Origin of the sequence: Haladaptatus sp. ZSTT2 (assembly GCF_037081775.1) — an archaeon.
GTDB lineage: Archaea > Halobacteriota > Halobacteria > Halobacteriales > Halococcaceae > QDMS2.
In genome coordinates this window covers 437,550-457,361 of sequence record NZ_JBAMHQ010000001.1, presented here as the reverse complement: position 1 = coordinate 457,361, position 19,812 = coordinate 437,550, and the positions used below count along the sequence as shown (strand labels likewise).

Here is a 19,812-nt window from a genome sequence, read left to right as displayed (position 1 = left end):
CTGTCGTCGGGTGTATTCGACGGCGAAAACAACTCCAAACAACGGGTAAAACTGGTGTTCTCGAATGTTTTTTCATTGCGGAGGGCCAGTGATAGCTTGTTATGGCTGACAAAGCAGAACTTCGCCAGCAGATGATTGACGCCTTCGAAGGTGCAAACTACCCAATCTCCAGCCCAATGGACCTCGTTCCAGCACTCCCGAACGGCCCGGCGACGAAGTTCGAGTCCGGTGACTTCTCCATGACGGCGATGGAGCTCAACACGAAAATCAGCGGCGGAGAATTCCCGTACGACAGCCCAGAAGCCTTCGTCGACGACATCTTAGAACAGCTCGAAGCGAACGACTACATCTAACCGGACAGACTCGCGTTCAGTCGGTGACCCGTCCACCAATTCTTAAAGAATGACCAGCAGCGCGACCACCGTGACGAACACGCCGAGGCCGAACAGCAGGTAGTTCGCCACGGGATTTTTTGCCGTCGTCAGACCCAGCGAGTAGCTGCGCCGCGAGAGCGGCCAGAACGGTTTGATGCCCATTGGCGTAATCCAGTCTGCGAGCAGGTGGGAGGTGATAGAGAGGGTGCCAACGAGAAACCCGAAGGTGGCGAGCGTGAGATTCGTGAGCCGGAGGGTCACCCAGCCGAGTCCCGCGCCGACGAGCAGGGCGAACAGTACGGTGTGGGTCGGGCCGCGGTGCGGGATGAGTGGTGTTCTGATGTCGATGTCGGGGAGTGTGGCGAGGGCAAGCATCCCCGCCCCGCCGAAGACGGCGAGTTCAAACTGTCCACTCAGCGCCAGCGCGACGCCGAGGGGCGCGTAGACGAGGAGTGCCGCGCCGTAGTGGCCAGTCGCGTACATACCCGGCGTATTTGCGTTCTCACAGATAAACTTCCGGACTGGCTTTGTCGTTCCGGGCGTTAGGTCTCCCATGGCCGGTCTCATCGACACGATTGTCGCAACGTTTGGTCCCTTTGCGATTGCCGCCGCGCTGTTCGCCTGTGGGCTGCTCGTGTACGGCGCGCTGCTCGCGCTCACCCGCGTCCGGGGGAAGGGCTAAGCGCGGGCGAGTGGCATGTAACTTATGCCACAAGAACCCATGACGCGGTTTCCGGTGCCCGATCTCGATGACTTGCCAGCAGACCTCAGAGAGCGCATCGAAGAAGAGACCGAGAAGGCCGGTTTCACGCCGAACGTGTTCATGGCCTACGCCTACCGCCCATCGCACTTCCGGGCGTTTTTCGCCTACTACGACGCGCTCGTTTCTGACACCGACCTCACCCGCGAAGAGATTGAGATGATAATCGTCGCCGCGAGCGGCGCGAACGATTGTTACTACTGCATCGTCGCCCACGGCGCTCTGTTGCGGCTGTTCAGCGACCAACCCCTCCTCGCAGACCAAGTCGCCTCGAACTATCGCAACGCAGAGATTTCGGACAAGCATATGGCCATGCTCGACGTGGCGGTGAAGCTCACCGAGCGACAGGCCGAAATCGACGAAACCGATTTCGAAAAACTCCGCGACGCCGGATTTTCTGAGAAGGCTATCTGGGACATCGGGAGCGTCACGGCGTTTTTCAACCTCTCGAATCGGATGGCACATTTCGCAGATATGCGCCCGAACGACGAGTTCCACACGATGGGCCGGTAGGCACAGATTTCGAGTTTCACTCTTGTTCTCTACATTGAAATTCTGAACTAAACTCAATATACCTCCGACACATATTTAGTTTAGACGCATCTAAACCAACCTATGTTGAGCGCCAAAATGGAGGATTATCTAAAGGTCATCTACAGTCTCCAGCGGGAGACCGATGGCCCCATCTCAACCTCCGCGATTGCAGAGGCTCTGGGTGTCAAACCGCCCACGGTCACGAGCATGGCAAAGAAGCTTGAGACGCGCGAGCTCGTCGAACGTGAGGAGTACAAAGGCGTCCGCCTCACCCCAGAAGGCGAGACGGTCGCCCTCGAAGTGCTCCGCCACCACCGCCTGCTCGAAACGTACCTTGCAGAACACCTCGGCTACGACTGGGCGGAAGTCCACAACGAAGCCGACCGCTTAGAACACCACATCAGCGAGGAGTTCGAGCGCCGGGTTGCCGAGATGCTCGACAACCCGACGGTCGACCCCCACGGTGCGCCCATTCCGAACGCGAATCTCGACCCAATCGAGGACATCATGGGCACCGCGCTGTCGGAGCGGGAAGCTGGTGACTCCGTCGTCATCAAACGAGTGCGCGACGGGAACGCCGCCGAGTTGGAATATCTCGCAGACGCCGGGATTCTGCCCGGCACGCCGGTCGATGTGGTCGAAGTCGCGCCAATCGGACTGGTGACGGTTCGCCTCCCCGACGGCGACGAAGTCGCGCTCTCAGAGCGCATCGCGGACGTCATCCGCGTCAGTGACCGTGATTCAATGTCAGAAAGTGCAACCGAGGTGGCGTGAATGCCATCCCACGACTACAAGACGGCGGGTGCGATGACGAAGACGTTAGAAGAACGCCTCGTTGGCGCGCTCAAGGGTGAATCGATTGATAGACGGACGGTTCTCGGCGGACTCGGACTCGCCGGTGCGGCGGGTATCGCCGGGTTCAGCGGTGGCGCGTCAGCAGACGGCGACCACGGTGGTGGCGACAGTCACCACGGGAATTTCGGCGCCGTTGGCGAGTATTCGGGCAACCAGTTTGACCCCCACGAATACCTCTATCAGTTCAACACAGGCTACGATGGACAGGAGAACGTCACCCAAGAGGTCTACATGGAGGGTGACCAGCGGATTCGTCGCTTCGAGTTGAACGCCGTGGACATCGAAATCGAAATCGCCCCCGGTATCACGTTCTCCGCGTGGTCCTACAACGGACAGGTTCCGGGACCGACGCTTCGCGTCACGGAAGGCGACATCATCGAAGTTGAGTTCACGAACCTTGGCCGCCACGCCCACACCATCCACCCACACGTAAAGAACATCAATCCGGCGATGGACGGCATCCCCACGAACGGACCGGGTGTCCTCGACACGGGCGAATCGTACACCTACCGCTGGAAAGCCCAGCCGTGTGGCGTGCAGTTTTACCACTGCCACTCACTGCCGCTCAAAGAGCACATCCACCGGGGCCTCTACGGCGTCATCATCGTTGACCCCGACCCAGAACGGGTGCGGGAAAATCCACGCGATTACATCAACTACGACGGGCCGATGACCGACGACCTCGTTTCCCAACTCGTCACGAAAGCAGAAAGCCGGAATCACGAGTACGATGAAGGCGAAGACGTAAACGAGATGGTGATGGTCATGAACGGCTTCGACACCAACTTCGACGGCGACAACGAGGTGTACGCCGCGAACACCCGCGCGTTCGCCTACGGCGTTGGCGATACCGACGGGAAGGGGAACTGGGAGCCGGGCGAAACGAAGCGCCCGATTCAGGTCGATGGCCAACAGCTCCAGCGCGTCTACCTCGTAAACGCCATCGAGTTCGACGCCATCAACTCGTTCCACACCCACTCGAACTTCTTCGACTACTACGACCACGGGACGATGCTCACGCCCACCCTGAAGACGGTGGACACGGTGATGCAGTGTCAGGCACAGCGCGGGATTCTGGAAATCGACTACTCGGACCACGAACCCGGCTTGTACATGTTCCACGCCCACCAGTCTGAGTTCGCTGAACTTGGTTGGATGAGCTTCTTCGAGGTGGTCTAAATGGCGAGAAGCGACGGTGGAACCAACACCGTCAACAAGCCGTTTGGCCTGCCACGCTGGGTAGCTGCAATCCTCCCGATTGCACTGCTCGCACTCGTCATCGCGGGCTTCTTCGTGGCGACGCCGTTCGCGGGCCTCCAAGGCTCCGGCGCGCCGCTTCCCGACGTAACCGTCACCCATCACACGATTCCGAACGACGACACCATCGTGTTACACGTGGTGAACAACGGTCCTGAGGACGTGACCATCTCGCAGGTGCTCGTCGGTGACGCCTACTGGAATCATCAGGTGATGCAAGGTGGCGAAGAAGTGCGGACTATCGGGGCACGCGAATCTGCGCAAGTGGTGATACCGTACCACTGGAATCCCGGTTGGGACTTGGAAACAGCGCTCGTCTTGAACGACGGGACGACCATCCACCACACCATCGTCGCTCCCGAACAGAGTCCGGGCGTGAGCGGTGACGTCCTCTGGACGCTCGCCATCATCGGCCTGTTCGTCGGGGTCATCCCTGTCGCACTCGGCATGCTCTGGTTCCCGTTCATGCAGTCGATGAGCGACCGGGCGCTCCACGCTATCCTCGCCTTCTCGGTGGGGATTCTCGTCTTCCTCGCGTTCGACGCGGGCTTCGAGGCATTCGAGATAGCAGAGCAGGTTCCCGGGGCGTTCGAGGGGCAACTCCTCGTCGTCCTCGGCATCCTCGGCGCGCTCCTCATCGTCCAAGCGGTGACGAAGTGGAAGTCCTCGGGCACGGGCACGCCGTCTGGGCTCTGGATTGCCTACATGGTCGCGCTCGGCATTGGCCTGCACAACCTCGCAGAAGGCCTCGCAATCGGGAGCGCGTTCGCAATCGGGCGGGTCTCGCTCGGCGCTTTCCTCGTGGTTGGCTTCATGCTCCACAACGTGACCGAAGGCCCCGCAGTCGTCGCCCCCGTGACGCGCGGGTCGCGGCCATCGCTCGGGCACTTCATGGCGATGGGCGCACTCGCTGGCATCCCCGTCATCTTCGGCGGTTGGATTGGCAGTTTCGCCTTCTCGCCAACGCTCGGGGCGCTGTTCCTCGCCATAGGCGTGGGCGCAATCCTGCAGGTCGTCTGGGAGATTGGCGGCCTCATTTCGCGCAACGGCCAGCTAGGCAGTTCGCTTAACTTGCTCGGGTTCCTCGCGGGACTCGTAGTTATGTATGCGACTGACTTGCTGGTGGTGCTCTAATAGATGGAACGGCGCGACTTCCTCACGATCGCAGGCGCAACGGTTGCCACTGCCCTCGCCGGGTGTACCGGCAGCGGGAGTGAAACCGGTGGCGACACCGTCGGGATGAAAGACTTCAAATTCACCCCGAAAACGCTCACCGTGGATGCAGGAACGACCGTCACCTTCGACAACGACAGCGAAGTCGGACACACCGTCACGGCCTACGAACAGAAAATTCCGGACGACGCCGCCTACTTCGCAAGCGGCGATTTCGAGAGCGAAACGGCCGCGCGCAAAGACGTAAACGGCGGCCTCATCGAACCCGGCGACACGTACACCCACACCTTCGAGGTGCCGGGTCGGTACGACTACTTCTGTATCCCCCACGAGGGCACGGGAATGAAAGGGACGATTTCGGTCGAATAACCGCCGAAACTGGTTTTTTCGTGGTTCGCGTGAACTGAATCATGACCTCGCTCGACGACATCGACCGCACGATTTTGCGCCTGCTGGTCGAAGACGCCCGCCGCCCCTACAGCGATATCGCAGAAGAGGTAGACCGCTCTCCGCCAACGGTTGCTGACCGCGTCGAGCGACTCCAAGACCTCGGCCTCATCAAACGCTTCACCGTCTCACTCGACCGCTCGCGGCTCAGCGAGGGGCTTCCGATGCTGGTTGACCTCAGCGTCAGGACCGGAGCCACAGAGCGCGTCAAATCCGGCGTGCTCGGCATCGATGGTGTCGAACACGTGTTCACGACCGCCGAGGGGCACGTCGTCTTCCAGGGCCACCTCGGTGAGACGAACGTCGAAGCACTGCTCGCTGAGGCCATCGCTCTTGACGACATCCAATCGTACTCAGTAGACCTCCTTTCTGACGTGTCGTGGCAACCCGCCGTTGGCGAGGCCGCCTTCGCCCCCGAGTGTGCAGAGTGTGGCAACACGGTCACTGCCGAAGGAACGTCCGTCGTCCTCGACGGCGATCGCTACCATTTCTGTTGCTCATCGTGTGAGGCGCGCTTTACCGACCGCTACGAGGAACTGAAACAGGGCGTCTGAACCACCCAAAGCTGTCATCCACACAAAGCTTATGTGTTAATTGCTTGAGCGTTCCGTATGCGAAAGGAAGTCCTGCTCGCCGGAGGCGTGGGGATTCTCGTTATCGTCGCCGCGCTCACGGCATTTTTCGTCCCCGGAACACTCGCAGACCCGGAGCTAGACCGGGAACCTGCGGGCCGTCTCGGCTTAGAAGAGATGACGATTACCTCCACCAACGTCACCGGCGGCTCAGCCACCCTTTCGGTTGATACCCGCCTCAGCCACCGCGGTGGCCCCTCCGACAACGTGACCATCCTGTTGCGCGCCATCGACCTCGATACGGGACTCGTCGAAACGGAAACCACGCTCGATGTCGGCACTATCGAGTCAGAAAAGGAGGTCTCTGCAGTTGGCTCGCTCACCGTCGCACGAAACGGCGGCTACCGTATCGAGTCCATCGCCTACGTCAACGACCGACGTATCGAACGCGGCACGAAGGAGATTCGCGGCGTCGAGACGCTGACGCCCGCCTACGCCCGCACCGCAACGCAGTTCCACGAGTTCCCAGACCGTCCGTCGCTCGAATACCGCATTCAGGCAGTCTCCGAGAACCGCGCGACGCTCAACGTTTCTACGTACCTGACGAACACTGGCGACGCGGCGGACGACGACCTCCGGCTGGTCGTGACGGCGCGACAGGCAGATTCGAACATCGTCGCCGACGAAGCGTCCGTGCAAGTCGGTGAAATCGCTCCCGGCCGCACCGCGAAACCGACTGTCACTCTCGACGTTCCAGATGGCTACAACTACTACTTAGACGCAACGCTCTGGAAAGACGGCGTCATCGTTGGCAACACCCGCTCGGTGGCGAATTTGAATCCGAACGAGACGGTGTCCGTGAACACGACCCAACGCGATACGGGCCTTCAATCGGGTGATTTCGTAACCGACTCGCCGTCCGGGCCGAACGCACCAGAAACCGGCACGACAACCGAAGAATCCGGCCCCGGCTTCGGCATTCTCGCCACGCTCGTGGCCATCGCAACGCTCGCGCTAATCAAACGAGGAACCCACAAATGAGTGACTCAGACCAATCACCAACGACCGCTGTTCGCACCGCCGCCGTAGATGACCTGCCGACCTACCTCTACTGGGGTGCGCTCGTTGGCCTGGCCCTGCTCGCGGCGATTGCGACGCTCCAGTTTTACTTCAGCGTCGGGCGCATCATCTCGATTTGGGTGGCCCGCGACTACCAACCGGTGTTTCAGGCGGTGTTCAACCTCATCATTCTCCTGCTCACCGGGATTGGCATCTCGCTCATCGTCACACGCCTTCGCAAAAACGCGTAGTTCTCTCTTCTTACGCTGACGCTTCGTAACCCGCGTCCTCGACCGCGGCGAGAGGCGCAGTCAGTTCGGCATCTTCGACCCCAGCCACAGCATCCCACCCGCAATTCCGTGTCGAGCCAATGTGGGCTGCTGTCTCAGGGGAACTTCGCAGTCGATCGTTTAGTTTCGTGTCTGCTATTTCGAATTCATCTTCGAATCCAATGTATTGAGGGTGAATTGCATTGAGTTCTGAGGGACAAACCGCTTCAAGCTATAGTGCGTAGTAGTTTTCAATGACTACCCAGCGGGTTCAGTTCGCCATCACGGGGATGAGTTGTGCGAACTGCTCGAAAACCATCGAAACGGCCGTCACGAAGCTAGACGGCGTCACCGAGGCGAGTATCAACTACGCCACGGACGAGGGGACAGTCGAGTTCGACCCCGAACGAGTGGAACTCATGGAAATTTACGACGCCATCGAGGAGGCGGGCTACGAGGCGGCCCGCGAGTCGGTTACGATTGGCATCACGGACATGACGTGTGCCAACTGCGCCTCGACCAACGAGGACGCGCTCATGCGGGTTCCCGGCGTCATCAACGTCGAAGCCAATTTCGCCACTGACGAGGCTCGTGTCGAGTACAACCCGGCGCAGGTCACGCGGTCACAGCTCTACGATGCCATCGAGGATGCGGGCTACACACCCGTCCGCGGCGACACGGGCGACACCGGGTCAGAGCGCGAGCGCCGTGACGCCGCTCGCCACGCAGACATCGACCGCCAGCGAAAGTTGGTGCTGTTCGGAGCAGTGCTTTCTGTCCCGCTTCTCGGGATGCTCCTTGCCCACCTCTTTGCGCCGAACATTCTCCCCGAAACCGTCCTCGGCCTCCCGATTGGGTGGGTTGGCTTTCTCTTCGCCACGCCCGTTCAGTACGTCCTCGGCAAGGAGTTCTACGAGAACTCGTACACCGCGCTCGTGAAAAATCGGACGGCGAACATGGACGTGCTCATCGCGCTTGGCTCGTCGACGGCGTACTTCTACTCTGTTGCCGTCCTGGTCGGGCTCATTGGCGGAGCCGTCTATTTCGACACTGCCGCGTTCATCCTCGTGTTCATCACACTCGGTAACTACCTCGAAGCCCGTTCGAAAGGGCAAGCAGGCGACGCACTCCGCGAACTGCTCGAACTCGAAGCCGACACCGCGACGCTCGTAGACGACGCGGGCAACGAACGTGAAGTCCCACTCGAAGACGTGGAAGTCGGCGACCGGATGAAGGTGCGCCCCGGGGAGAAAATCCCGACCGACGGCGTCGTCGTCTCCGGTGAGAGCGCGGTCGACGAGTCGATGGTGACCGGCGAGTCCGTCCCGGTCGAAAAGGCCGAAGGCGACGAAGTGGTTGGCTCCACCATCAACGAAAACGGCGTGCTGGTGGTGGAAGCCACGAAAGTCGGCGAGGAAACGGCAATCCAGCAAATCGTCGCCCTCGTCTCTGATGCCCAGAGCCGCCAGCCCGAGATTCAGAACCTCGCAGACCGCATCAGCGCCTACTTCGTCCCCGCGGTCATCGCAAACGCGCTGTTCTGGGGCATCATCTGGTTCGCCTTCCCCGAAGCCCTCGCCGGGTTCGTCCAGAGCCTGCCGCTCTGGGGGCTCATCGAAGGCGGCCCGCAGGTGGTGGGCGGAGGCGTTTCAGTCTTCGAGTTCGCGGTCATCGTGTTCGCCTCGGCCGTCCTCATCGCCTGTCCGTGCGCCCTCGGCCTCGCCACGCCCGCGGCCACGATGGTCGGGACGACGATTGGCGCGCGAAACGGCGTGCTGTTCAAAGGCGGTGACATCTTAGAGCGCGTCCGCGACGTGGACACCGTCGTTTTCGACAAAACCGGTACCCTGACGAAAGGCGAGATGCGCCTCACTGACATCGTCGCGCTCACCTCCGCCGACGGCGGGCAACTCCAATCCCAACTCGGTGATGAGGACTTCGTCCTCTCGGTCGCCGCAAGCGCAGAATCCGGCAGCGAGCACCCGCTCGCTGAAGCCATCGTAGCGGGAGCCAGCGAACGCGACCTCGACCTCGACTCCCCCGAATCGTTCGAGAACGTTCCCGGCCACGGAGTCCGCGCCGAAGTGAGTCAGGGAACCGTGTTCATCGGCAACCGCAAGCTCATGGCCGACAACGGCATCGACCCTACGCCAGCAGAAGAGACGTTAGAACGCCTCGAACGCGAGGGGAAAACCGCAATGCTCGTCGCCCTTGACGGAACGCTCATCGGCGTTGTCGCCACCGCAGACACCATCAAGGAGAATGCGGCTGCGGCCGTCACCGCGCTCCGCGAACGCGGTCTCTCGGTGTTGCTCATCACGGGTGACAACGAGCGCACCGCCCGCGCGGTGGCAGAGCAAGTCGGCATTGACCCCGAAAACGTCCGCGCAGAAGTGCTTCCCGAGGACAAAGCCGACGCGGTGGAATCGATTCAAGCTGAGGGCAATAGGGCAATGATGGTCGGTGACGGCGTGAACGACGCGCCCGCGCTCGCCGCCGCCTACGTCGGGACGGCCCTCGGCAGCGGGACGGACGTGGCCATCGAAGCCGCGGACGTGACGCTCATGCGCGACGACCCGGCGGACGTACTCAAGGCGATTCGCATCTCCGAAGGGACGCTCCAGAAAATCAAGCAGAACCTGTTCTGGGCGCTCGGCTACAACACCGCGATGATTCCGCTCGCCTCGCTTGGCCTGCTGCAACCCGTGCTCGCGGCGGTTGCGATGGCGTTTTCGAGCGTCTCGGTGCTCGCAAACAGTCTCGCGTTCCGGCGCTACACGCCCGACCACGACTACAAGCTGTTCGGGAAGTTCCGGTAGGAAGCTGTCTGATTCTGTGCAGTGATGTACGAGACTGGGCGCGATGTGCCCACACACGTCGGTTTTTAGCTGTCACCTGTCCGAACATTTTGATGGTTCTGCCAAAATCTATTCTTACTGATACTGTTTGGATTGAGTTACCATGCCACTCACTCCACTCGGGAAACCCACACGCAGACAGATTTTGCAGGCCACCGCTGGTGCACTCGGCGTCGCCGCCGTCTCTGGACTCGCGGCCGGGCGTGCAGAATACGACCCGTACAAGCCGGAAACCGTCGGAAAATCGAGCGACAACGTGACGAACGTCGGGTATCACAGCCTCGGCGGCATTGGCAGCGAGTCCACGGCAGGACGGTCAGAGAACCCCCACTACGGTGGCGTCACCGAGATACGCACTCACGGCGATTACGCCTTCGTCTCGCTATTTTCCTCGCGCGACGAGACGGATGGCCGCGGAGTCGCCATCGTCGATATCAGCGACTACAACCGCGCGGAGACCCAGGCCGACGTAGAACAGGCGGAGATGACCGTCCTCTCGTTTTTCGGCAACCAGAGTGCGGGGACGGCCATCATGGACGTGAAAGGCTCTGCCGACGGCAACTACCTGTTCCTCGGCACGCAACCCATCTCGGCGCTGTACAACGAAGTGACGACGAGCACGGATTCTGACGCCGACAGCACATCGGGGACGAACACCGGCGGCCTCATCGCCGTAGATATCACCGACAAAGGGAATCCGACAGTCGTTGGCACGTTCGACGCCTTCTCGACGGGGATACACAACCTGTTTCACCACCGCATCGGCGGCGCAGACTACGTCTTCGCGTGTAAGGACATCGAATACGCGGGCGACGCCGGGCTGTACGTCTTCGAGTTCCACCGCGACACTGGCCTGCTCGAACTCGTGAATCGGTGGACAGTTCCTGAGGAGCCGAACACGGACGCCGCTCCGTTTCCCTTCTTCTACTGCCACGACGTCGAAGTCCAAGACGACCCGAAGACGGGCACACCGACGGCGTATCTCTCCTACTGGGACGCGGGCCTCCAAGTCCTCGACGTGAGCGACCCGACCAGTATCTCGCGCATCGGGAAATTCGAGATGCGGCAGTCACACTTCGCCACACCCGCACCCGACCTCGTGGACGGAAAGCGCGTCTGTATCGCAAGCCACGAAGAACCCTCCGGCGACTACGACGAGGGCGTCGAAGGCAAAACCAACCCGAAAAGCACCGGTACGGTGTTTCTGGTGGATGCAGACGGCATCTACGAGGAGGCTGGCACGACTGTCATGCCGGAACTCGACAACTGGACGTGGCAGAATGCGACTGAAATCGAGGGCGTAGACGACATCTCGTTCGACAACTTTGCGCTGAGTCCCCACAACTCGACTGTCGAAAAACACGTTGACCCGGAGACGGGAGAAGAGGCGTTCTGGGTGCATCAGGCTCACTACCATGGCGGAATGCGCTATCTCCGCATCGACCCAGAAACCTGGACGCTCAGAGAAGACGGCTGGTCGCGCCCACAGTACGACGTGCCAGAGGACTCCATGCTCGGCGGCCTAAACGCCACCACGCCGAACATCTGGGGTGCAGATGAGAGCAACGGCGTCACCTTCGCCTCGGACATCAATCAGGGCGTCCACGCCATCTACAACGCTGCCATCCCCATCAGCGGCGCAACACCGGTTGTCGCCCTCTCACGTTCTGATGACGGCTCCGTGTTCACAGCCGGCCAGACCGACCACGTCACGCTTACCGTTGACTACGCAGCGGAATCCGTCCTTGTCCGTGACCGGCTCCCCGGGTCGTGGTCGGTCGTGGACGGCGACGCACACACCACCTACCTCGAAGGCGGCGCGCGCATGGTCGAGTTCACGACGCCGGTAAGTGAAGTAGACGGTGTGCGAAACTACTTCGCAGAAGCGCCATCGGGAGCGGAAGCCACTGGCGAGTACACGTTTGGCCCGGTTGAGTTCAGCCACGATGGCGGCGAAACGTGGCACGAAATCGAAGCCACGACGGACGTGAACACCGTGGGCGGCGTGGACACGAACACGCTCACGCTCGGGACTATTGGCGGCACGGCGGGCGTGTTCTATCACCAACGCGAAAGAGTGTTGAACACAGTTCGCGGGCTGTTCGATTAAAAGCCTTCGAGGACCGCGTTTCTGCGCTGAATGCGGTCTTGCTCTGACTCGATGACTTCGAGCGTGCGGTCGTCAACCGAGACGAGGTGACAGAGCGGGTGGCCGGGTGCGGCGACCGGGTTCTGGAGCAAGCCAACGAGTAAGCCCGTAAACGGTGCGGTCACCTCGTGTACCTCGTCTCTGAAGTGGTCGCTGATGGTCGCTATCACCTCGCCTTCGTACACCAGTTCGCGCCGTCCATGGTGCATCTCGACGAGGCCGCCCACGTCTGCTCTGAGCCAACGTTTGTCGCTGCTGTCATCTATCACCTTTATCCAGCCCGGCCAGTGAATCGCGCGGTCGGGGAGCAGTTCGTACTCCGCGAGGACGCTCTCGACGCCGTCGAGTGCCCGCTTGATGAGCCGCCGTTGAAAGCGATGGGCCTGTCCCATCTCGATGGTAATGGTCGGCGTGCCCGCGCTCGTCGCCGCACCGCGAAGCGAGCCGCCGTCGCCACCGCCGCCAAGGATGACGTTCGCCCCGAAGGAGCGTGCGAGTCGGGCCACCTCGGGGTTGTTCATATCGGCGCGAACGTGGAACATGGTCGTCCGATTGCGCGTCGAGGTATGGAAATCGAGGCCGAAATCGCACTGTTTGATGAACGTCGTAAACAGGGAGTTCGCCATGCGTTCTGCGGTGTTCGACCGTTCGCCTCCCGGGAACGACCGGTTCAAATCGAGGTCGTAAATCGGGATATAGCGCTGCTGGGCGAGGTAGCCGGGGATGTTCACGACGTGGACACAGACGAGGGTTCCGTGGAGTTCGTTTGGACTGTACCGTGAGGCGACTTCTTGGACGACTTTGACGCCGTTCAGTTCGTCGCCGTGGATGGCGGCGGTGAGGAACACCGACGGGCCGGGATGGCGGCCGTTGATGATGGTGACTGGAATTTCGACCGGGTCGCCAAGATACGTCTCGCTGATACCGTGGCGGAGGGTTTTCACTTCTCCCGGGCCGACGGTTTCTCCGTTGTAATGAAAGGCGTTCGAAAATTCTGCCATACCTGACTGTCTCGCGTGACCCCCAAGTACATTCCCCCTGCTCGTGAAAAATCGTGAAAAATCGGCACAGGGAACCTCTCTCGACCGTTGGCGTTTTATCCGCGAATGCGCTATCGAGTGGCGTGCAGAAGATTACCGACCGAACGCGCAACCCCTTTGGCATGCGCACGCCCGCAGAGTACGAGGCCACCGCCGGGCAGACGGCGTTCGGCTACGGTGACGTAAACGCCGACTTCCACCTCATCGGTGACCACCCGGGCGTCCACGGCGGAACGGAGACGGGTGTTCCCTTCACCGAAAGCATGGCCGGCGAACGCCTCCAACCGATTTTCCACGAGCTTGGCTTTCTCGATGCGGCCTACGCAGCCGAGCCAACACCCGACAACCTGTACGCGTCGTACATCCACATGTGCGCCGTCGAAGCCGGGAACACACCGACGGAAAAACAGTACGCTGCGCTCGAACGCTTCTTCGACGCCGAACTGCGCGCCATCAACGGCCACATCTTGATGCCGGTAGGTGAGCAAGCCACGCGCCACGTCGTTCGCGAGTACACTACCCAGGAGCGCCACCTCGACTTCGACATGGCCGCGCTTCACGGGACGGACATCCGCGGGGGTGGCTTTCTCGTGGTTCCGATTCGCGAGCCAACAGAATGGGACGACGGCGACGCAGAAATGCTCGAAACCAACCTGCGCGCGTTGTTGAACTCCGATTACCGCCAGACGAAGGGCGTGGCTACAATGATTGGGTGACTCGGTTCTCGCCCTTACTGCCCGGTTACCAGCGTCTTATGAGGCTCCCGCCTGTATGCAGAGCCATGAGTGAGACGCCCGAATACGATGTAACCGTTGTCGGCGGTGGTCCCGCCGGACTGACCGCCGCGCTGTATACGACCCGCCTGTCCCACGACACGGCGGTCATCAACCGCGGGGGCGGCCGCGCGGCGATGATGATGGAGACCCACAACGTCATCGGCATCACCGAAGACGTGTCCGGCAACGAGTTTCTCCAAACCGCCGTCGAACAGTTAGAAGGGTACGGCACGGACTACTTCCGCGACACCGTCACCTCGATTACAGCAACCGACGACGGGCCGCGACGCTACCTCGTCGAGGCTGGGAACGTCTCCGTCTACTCTGACTATCTCGTGTTGGCGACCGGCTTCACCGACAAGCGCCCAGACCCGCCGCTCCCACGCACGGGCCGAGGGCTGCACTACTGTCTGCACTGTGATGCCTACATGTTCGTCGACGAGCCGGTGTACGTAATGGGCCACTCGAACAGCGCCGCCTACGTGGCGATGATTATGCTCAATTTCACCAACCGCGTGGATCTGCTACTGCGCGGCGAGGAACCCACGTGGTCTGCCGAAACGGACGAACTCCTGCGCGCCCACCCCGTCACCATCATTGAAGACGAAATCGAGTCGAAATTCCAGGACGAGGACGACCCATCGTGGCTCGGCGGCTTCGTCTTCGAAGACGGCACGCGCCGCGAGTACAAGGGCGGCTTTCCGATGTACGGCTCCGAGTACAACACCGACCTCGCCACCTCACTCGGCGTCGAACTCACCGACGACGGAATGATTTCGGTGGACGACCACGGCAAGACGAACGTCGAGGGTGTCTACGCCGTTGGCGACGTGACGCCGGGCCACAACCAGATTCCCGTCGCGCTCGGTGAAGGCGCGAAAGCCGGCATCTCCATCCACTACAGCGCCCGCAAGTTCCCGATGTCGCTCGACGAAATCGAGGCCGCAGGCGGCGAAATCGACCTCTCCGAAGCGCCCGCCATCTCCGAAAAACTTCGTGAAGCAGCCGCGAAACACGACGCGGGCGAAGCGGCCGCAGACGACTGAGGCGCACAAATGGTCACGGTTCACCTCGGTTCGACCTACGCAGACGCGATAGGCGAGGCTTCGCTCACCGTTTTGGTGACAGGAGAGACGACCGTGTTGGACCTGCTCGCTGAAATCGCAGAGACACATCCCGCGATTCAGCCGCTGTGGTTTCGGTCGAACGGGCAGCTTCGTGGACACGTCGAAGTGGCCGTAAACGGAACTGCGATACAGGAGTTACAGGGGCCAGACACGGTGATTCAGTCGGATGCCGAACTCACGGTCAAGCCAGCGCTTGGGTGTTAGCATCCACCAGAAACAGTCATGTGTGCCGCGCCGTGAGAATGAGTGTGAAGCAGATTCAACTCGAGTGTACGGTGTTCGAGGGGGAAAACAGCGTGTACCTCTTCGGCGCAGACGACCCAGACACCCCGGTCACGCTCGTAGACGCGGGCGTCGCGGTCGAAGAAGTACGCGACCAACTTCAGTCGGCACTCGCCTCCGAAGACCTCTCGTTTGCGGACATCGAAACCGTGTTCCTGACCCACTTCCACGGTGACCACAGTGGACTGGCGGGATTCATCCAAGAGCAAAGCGACGCGACGATTTACGCCCACCACGACGACGCAGACCTCATCGAACGCGACGTTTCCGCGTGGGAGTCGCTGTTTGCGACCCAGAAGGCGAAGTTGAACGAGTGGGGGATGCCCACGGACAAACAAGACGAACTCATCCCGTATCTCGAAGGCGTCGAAACGATGTCCGACGGCGCGCCAACCGTCACGCGATTTGAGGCAGGCGACCGCTTCGAAGTCGGCGACCTGACGTTCGAAGCCGTCCATATGCCCGGACACACCGAAGGCCAGTGTGGGTTCGTCGTCGACCGCGGCGAGGGCAACGAACTGCTCTCCGGCGACGCACTCCTCCCGAAATACACGCCGAACGTCGGCGGGGCGGACGTGCGCGTCGAAAAACCCCTCCAAAAATATCTCGACACGCTGACGGGCATCGTGGCTGCAGACTACACCGTTGCGTGGCCCGGCCACCGCCAGCGCATCGACGACCCGGCGGCTCGCGCGAAGTACATCATCGACCACCACCGCGAACGCACGGAGAAAGTGCTTGCCGTGCTCCGCGACCACGGCCCTGCAGACGCGTGGACGGTGAGTGCACACCTGTTCGGTGACCTGCACTCGATTCACATCCTCCACGGCCCGGGCGAGGCGTACGCACACCTCTCACATCTGGAAGCGGACGGCGTGGTTGAAAATACCGACGACGGGTACGAAATAGTCGATTCTGAGCCAGCGTTAGACGAGCTGTTCCCAGCCGTCGAGCTGGCCTAATCGAATTTCCTCACTTGGTCGAGAGCTGACTCTGATTTTCTGCGTCAACGAGGTTGCGCAGGCGGCTTCTGCACGTCGTAGAGAAAGTTCGCTGTGCCTGTGTCCAGGCAGGTTCGGTCGGTTCTGGTGTCGGTTCTGTGGGCGAGGCCCACTTGTCGCCGGGGAAGGTGTATGTCTTCGAGTTCGTGCTCATGTCGAGGGTGGATTACGATTTGTTTGATAGCGTGTCGGTCGGGTGGTGGCTTTCCATGCTGCGCGTACTGCGAGGTGATGAAGTATCATCATCTGTCCTTCTGAACCCAACTATCATAAATGTTCATGTTGGACTCAACGTTTGCCACGAACCATCCGATTCCAGTTTGTTGACACCCTGAATCCCTGTTTATCTCCTCGCGTTTCGTATCTCTACGTGGGGTGGAACTATGGCAACAACAAGTGGCCAAATTACAGAACAGAACAAACGACTCGCCCGTGAGTACTTAGAAGCAGTCGAGAACCATACCGATGGACGAATCGAGAATCTAACCGATCTCGTCGCCGCGGACGTCGTCAATCACACGCCAGTCTCACGAGACGAATTGACACCGGGAGAAGAACGTGGCATAGACCTCTTCAGAAAGCACACCGAAGCGGTGACGAGAGGCTTCTCTGACGTTCACTTCGACATCCACGACATGCTCGCAGAAGACGACCGCGTGTTGGTTCGATTCGACGTCGTTGGCACCCACGACGGAATGTTCATGGGCGTCGAACCCACTGGGAAACCGATTCGGATCTCAACGTTCGGACTCTACCGCTTCGACGACGGCAAACTCGTCGAACGGTGGAGCGAGTCAGACCTCGTAAGCTTCCTCAGCCAAGTCGGCGCGATCGACCTGTAACCGGAGACGCTCAGAGGACACGTCAAATTTTTCGAGGAACACCCTCAGAGTGCGCGGCGCGAGAGAAAATAAAGAAAAAGCGAGTGCTAACTGTTTAGTCGTCCTGAGTCTTGATGTCTGCCGAAAGGCCCTGTGCCATGCGGATCTCCTTCGAGTTGTTGAGCGTCCACGCGGTGCGCTCGGTCACGGCTTCGATGATTTCGCGCGCGGATGGGTAGCCGTTGCCCGACTTTTTGACGCCGCCGAACGGGAGGTGGACTTCTGCGCCGATGCACGGGAGGTTCCCGTAGGCGAGGCCGACCTCTGCGTGGTCGCGGAAGTAGTTGATTTGGCGGTAGTCCTCTGAGATGATTGCGCCAGCGAGACCGTAATCCGTGTCGTTCTGAATCTCGACGGCTTCTTCGATGTCACCGGAGTACTTGAGGAGGGCGACATGTGGGCCGAACACTTCCTCGTGGGTGCAGCGAAGCGGCTCGTAGGGGTCTGCCTCGTAGACGAACGGGCCAACCCAGTGGCCGTCTTCGTGGCCGTCTGGAATCTCGTCTGCGTCGAGTTCCGTGCGGTCTACGAGCACGTTCACGCCCTCTTTGCGGGCGAGTTCCGCGTAGGAGCGCACTTTCTCTTTGTGGCCGTCCTCGATGAGCGGCCCCATGAAGGTGTTTTCGTCGAGTGGGTTCCCGACAGACACCTGCTCTGCGAGTTCGACAAAGCGCTCTTTGAACTCGTCGTAGACTTCCTCGTGGACGACGAGACGCTCTGAGGAGACACAGCGCTGGCCGGTTGTCTTAAACGAGGACATGAGCGCCGAGTGAACGGCGATGTCTAAGTCTGCTTTCTCGGTGATGACGATGTTGTTCTTCCCACCCATCTCTGCGGCGACGAGTTTGCCGGGTTCGCCGCCGACCTTGGAGGCGATTTCGTGGCCGACTTCGGCGGAACCGGTGAAGAGAACGGTGTCGATTGCAGGGTCGTCAACGATGGCTGCGCCAGCATCGCCGAAGCCCTGAATCATGTTGAACACGCCATCGGGGATGCCTGCGTCCTCGAACATCTCTGCGATAATCTGCCCGCACCACGGCGTCTGCTCTGCGGGCTTCCACACGACGGTGTTCCCTTCGACGAGCGCGACGGCCATGTGCCAGAACGGGATGGCAACGGGGAAGTTCCACGGCGTGATGCAGCCGATGACGCCGCGTGGCTTGCGGCGCATGTAGGCGTCTTTGCTCGGGATTTCGGACGGAATCACGTCGCCTTTCGGGTGGCGAGCGTCAGCGGCGGCCCACTCGACCATGTGGTAGGCTTCGACCACGTCGGCGCGCCCCTCAGAGATTTCTTTCCCGCACTCTTTGGTAACGATTTCTGCGAGTTCGTCGGTGCGCTCTCGCAGCTCGTGGTAGATGTCCCAGAGGTACTCTGCGCGGTCGATGTGCGAGAGGTTTCGCCACTCCTCGAAGGAGTCTTCTGCGATGTCTACTGCCGACTCGACGTCGGCTTCGGTGCCGCGGCGGAATTCACCGAGCACCTTTCCTGTCGCCGGGTTTTTGCTGACGAAAGTGTCGTCACCTTCGCCATCAGTCCACTCACCGTTGATGTAATGCTGAAAGACGTTCGTCTCTTGTGCCATGGCTCAATTTAGGGTCGAAACAGCGGTATAACCCGACCCGTCCATGGAAGGGTACAAGTGTGTTCTTCTCGTTTGCCTTGCTAATGAGCCAGACCAGACAGCACGCGGGGACTCGGTTGACCCTCAATCTCTGGCACCCGAACTGCTGGGCGATTGAATCGACCGAGCAGGTGGGTGGTGGGGTGCTTGGCCACGCGGTCTACAGCTCGCCAAAAACGACCGACACCGTCGTAAACGGGCTGTTCACCGCCTTTGGTGACACCCTTGACCAAGTCGAGGAGTTGCTCGAAACTATCCACGACTCGCCACACGCAGGCGACGTACACGAACTCCAAGAACGATTCGGGAAACAGACCTCGGCAAGCGCCCCGGGCAACGTCGCCCGCGAGTTCTTCGTGGAGTACAAACCCCAAGACATGGTGTGCCCGACGCTGTTGAAATACGGCTTCGTCCATAGCGCACCCGTGCGCATTGAAGACGGCCGTGAGTACTGGCAGGTGGTCTTCGCGGGCGAACGAAGCGAAATCGAAGCCCAACTCGATGGCGTCCGCAAAGACGCAGGTGCTGAGGTGTCAGTTTCTCGAATCTCTGCATCGCCACCGGCAGATGCAGAGCGCAAAAAGCGCGTAGACACGCTCACAGCAAGCCAACGTGAGGCGTTCAACCTGGCGCGCGACCGCGGCTACTACCAGTGGCCCCGCGGCGTCTCGACGCGGGAACTAGCCGCGGAACTGGATGTGTCAAAGACGACGTTCTTAGAACACCTCCGCAAAGCCGAAGCGAAACTGCTCGACCCGTGAGTGCACGCACGTA

General features: G+C 60.6%; 22 protein-coding genes. 18 read left to right on the top strand and 4 right to left on the bottom strand.

Annotation, left to right across the window (positions count from 1 at the left end):
* Positions 1–101: 101 nt before the first annotated feature.
* Positions 102–353: an MTH865 family protein gene (locus V5N13_RS02375; RefSeq protein ID WP_336359468.1), complete on the top strand. Its 252-nt coding sequence runs from the start codon at positions 102–104 to the stop codon at positions 351–353.
* A 42-nt stretch (positions 354–395) separates the two neighbouring features.
* Here V5N13_RS02375 and V5N13_RS02370 read toward each other — a convergent pair whose 3' ends face one another.
* Entirely contained in the window at positions 396–857 is a 462-nt protein-coding gene (locus V5N13_RS02370) for a metal-dependent hydrolase (protein WP_336359467.1), read from the bottom strand.
* 70 nt (positions 858–927) lie between these two features.
* Here V5N13_RS02370 and V5N13_RS02365 point away from each other — a divergent pair, with 70 nt between their 5' ends.
* From V5N13_RS02365 to V5N13_RS02315, 11 genes are all read left to right on the top strand, one after another.
* The gene (locus tag V5N13_RS02365) at positions 928–1,056 is read left to right on the top strand and encodes a hypothetical protein (RefSeq protein ID WP_336359466.1); all 129 of its coding nucleotides are present in this window, start codon (positions 928–930) and stop codon (positions 1,054–1,056) included.
* 24 nt (positions 1,057–1,080) lie between these two features.
* Positions 1,081–1,647, top strand: a complete 567-nt coding sequence (locus tag V5N13_RS02360; RefSeq protein WP_336359465.1) for a peroxidase-related enzyme — start codon at positions 1,081–1,083, stop codon at positions 1,645–1,647.
* A 102-nt stretch (positions 1,648–1,749) separates the two neighbouring features.
* Complete coding sequence (locus tag V5N13_RS02355; protein ID WP_332899231.1) at positions 1,750–2,442, top strand: metal-dependent transcriptional regulator; 693 nt, start codon at positions 1,750–1,752, stop codon at positions 2,440–2,442.
* Complete coding sequence (locus V5N13_RS02350) at positions 2,443–3,702, top strand: multicopper oxidase domain-containing protein (RefSeq protein ID WP_332899230.1); 1,260 nt, start codon at positions 2,443–2,445, stop codon at positions 3,700–3,702.
* On the top strand, positions 3,703–4,914 hold the full coding sequence (locus V5N13_RS02345; protein WP_332899229.1) for a ZIP family metal transporter: 1,212 nt from the start codon (positions 3,703–3,705) through the stop codon (positions 4,912–4,914).
* Positions 4,915–4,917: 3 nt separating this feature from the next.
* Positions 4,918–5,322 carry a cupredoxin domain-containing protein gene (locus V5N13_RS02340; protein WP_336359464.1) on the top strand — a complete coding sequence of 135 codons (405 nt, stop codon included), beginning with the start codon at positions 4,918–4,920 and terminating at the stop codon, positions 5,320–5,322.
* Positions 5,323–5,363: 41 nt separating this feature from the next.
* On the top strand, positions 5,364–5,954 hold the full coding sequence (locus V5N13_RS02335) for an AsnC family transcriptional regulator (RefSeq protein ID WP_336359463.1): 591 nt from the start codon (positions 5,364–5,366) through the stop codon (positions 5,952–5,954).
* A 57-nt stretch (positions 5,955–6,011) separates the two neighbouring features.
* The gene (locus tag V5N13_RS02330; RefSeq protein ID WP_336359462.1) at positions 6,012–7,013 is read left to right on the top strand and encodes a DUF7490 domain-containing protein; all 1,002 of its coding nucleotides are present in this window, start codon (positions 6,012–6,014) and stop codon (positions 7,011–7,013) included.
* Positions 7,010–7,282: a hypothetical protein gene (locus V5N13_RS02325; RefSeq protein ID WP_332899225.1), complete on the top strand. Its 273-nt coding sequence runs from the start codon at positions 7,010–7,012 to the stop codon at positions 7,280–7,282. The genes V5N13_RS02330 and V5N13_RS02325 overlap by 4 nt, the downstream gene beginning before the upstream one ends.
* A gap of 272 nt (positions 7,283–7,554) precedes the next feature.
* Positions 7,555–10,119 carry a heavy metal translocating P-type ATPase gene (locus tag V5N13_RS02320; protein WP_336359461.1) on the top strand — a complete coding sequence of 855 codons (2,565 nt, stop codon included), beginning with the start codon at positions 7,555–7,557 and terminating at the stop codon, positions 10,117–10,119.
* A gap of 142 nt (positions 10,120–10,261) precedes the next feature.
* Positions 10,262–12,268, top strand: coding sequence for an LVIVD repeat-containing protein (locus V5N13_RS02315; RefSeq protein ID WP_336359460.1), 2,007 nt, complete (start codon positions 10,262–10,264; stop codon positions 12,266–12,268).
* Here the strand turns inward: V5N13_RS02315 and V5N13_RS02310 are convergent.
* Complete coding sequence (locus tag V5N13_RS02310) at positions 12,265–13,308, bottom strand: succinylglutamate desuccinylase/aspartoacylase family protein (protein WP_332899222.1); 1,044 nt, start codon at positions 13,306–13,308, stop codon at positions 12,265–12,267. The genes V5N13_RS02315 and V5N13_RS02310 overlap by 4 nt on opposite strands.
* Positions 13,309–13,430: 122 nt before the next feature.
* On the opposite strand from V5N13_RS02310, the gene V5N13_RS02305 reads away from it, so the two are divergent.
* The 4 genes from V5N13_RS02305 (at position 13,431) to V5N13_RS02290 (ending at position 16,494) form a co-directional block, all read left to right on the top strand.
* Positions 13,431–14,063 (top strand): uracil-DNA glycosylase family protein, encoded by a 633-nt coding sequence (locus V5N13_RS02305; RefSeq protein ID WP_336359459.1) that lies wholly within the window; start codon positions 13,431–13,433, stop codon positions 14,061–14,063.
* Between the two features lie 65 nt (positions 14,064–14,128).
* Positions 14,129–15,169, top strand: coding sequence for an NAD(P)/FAD-dependent oxidoreductase (locus V5N13_RS02300; protein WP_336359458.1), 1,041 nt, complete (start codon positions 14,129–14,131; stop codon positions 15,167–15,169).
* Positions 15,170–15,178: 9 nt separating this feature from the next.
* Entirely contained in the window at positions 15,179–15,454 is a 276-nt protein-coding gene (locus V5N13_RS02295) for a MoaD/ThiS family protein (RefSeq protein WP_332899219.1), read from the top strand.
* A 44-nt stretch (positions 15,455–15,498) separates the two neighbouring features.
* Positions 15,499–16,494 carry an MBL fold metallo-hydrolase gene (locus V5N13_RS02290; protein WP_336359457.1) on the top strand — a complete coding sequence of 332 codons (996 nt, stop codon included), beginning with the start codon at positions 15,499–15,501 and terminating at the stop codon, positions 16,492–16,494.
* Between the two features lie 10 nt (positions 16,495–16,504).
* On the opposite strand, the gene V5N13_RS02285 is transcribed toward V5N13_RS02290, so the two are convergent.
* Complete coding sequence (locus V5N13_RS02285; protein WP_332899217.1) at positions 16,505–16,687, bottom strand: hypothetical protein; 183 nt, start codon at positions 16,685–16,687, stop codon at positions 16,505–16,507.
* 229 nt (positions 16,688–16,916) lie between these two features.
* Between V5N13_RS02285 and V5N13_RS02280 the strand changes: the two genes are divergently transcribed.
* Positions 16,917–17,375 (top strand): ester cyclase, encoded by a 459-nt coding sequence (locus V5N13_RS02280; RefSeq protein WP_336359456.1) that lies wholly within the window; start codon positions 16,917–16,919, stop codon positions 17,373–17,375.
* A 94-nt stretch (positions 17,376–17,469) separates the two neighbouring features.
* On the opposite strand, the gene V5N13_RS02275 is transcribed toward V5N13_RS02280, so the two are convergent.
* Positions 17,470–18,999, bottom strand: coding sequence for an aldehyde dehydrogenase family protein (locus tag V5N13_RS02275; protein ID WP_336359455.1), 1,530 nt, complete (start codon positions 18,997–18,999; stop codon positions 17,470–17,472).
* A gap of 83 nt (positions 19,000–19,082) precedes the next feature.
* On the opposite strand from V5N13_RS02275, the gene V5N13_RS02270 reads away from it, so the two are divergent.
* The gene (locus V5N13_RS02270) at positions 19,083–19,799 is read left to right on the top strand and encodes a helix-turn-helix domain-containing protein (protein WP_336359454.1); all 717 of its coding nucleotides are present in this window, start codon (positions 19,083–19,085) and stop codon (positions 19,797–19,799) included.
* Positions 19,800–19,812 lie beyond the last annotated feature (13 nt).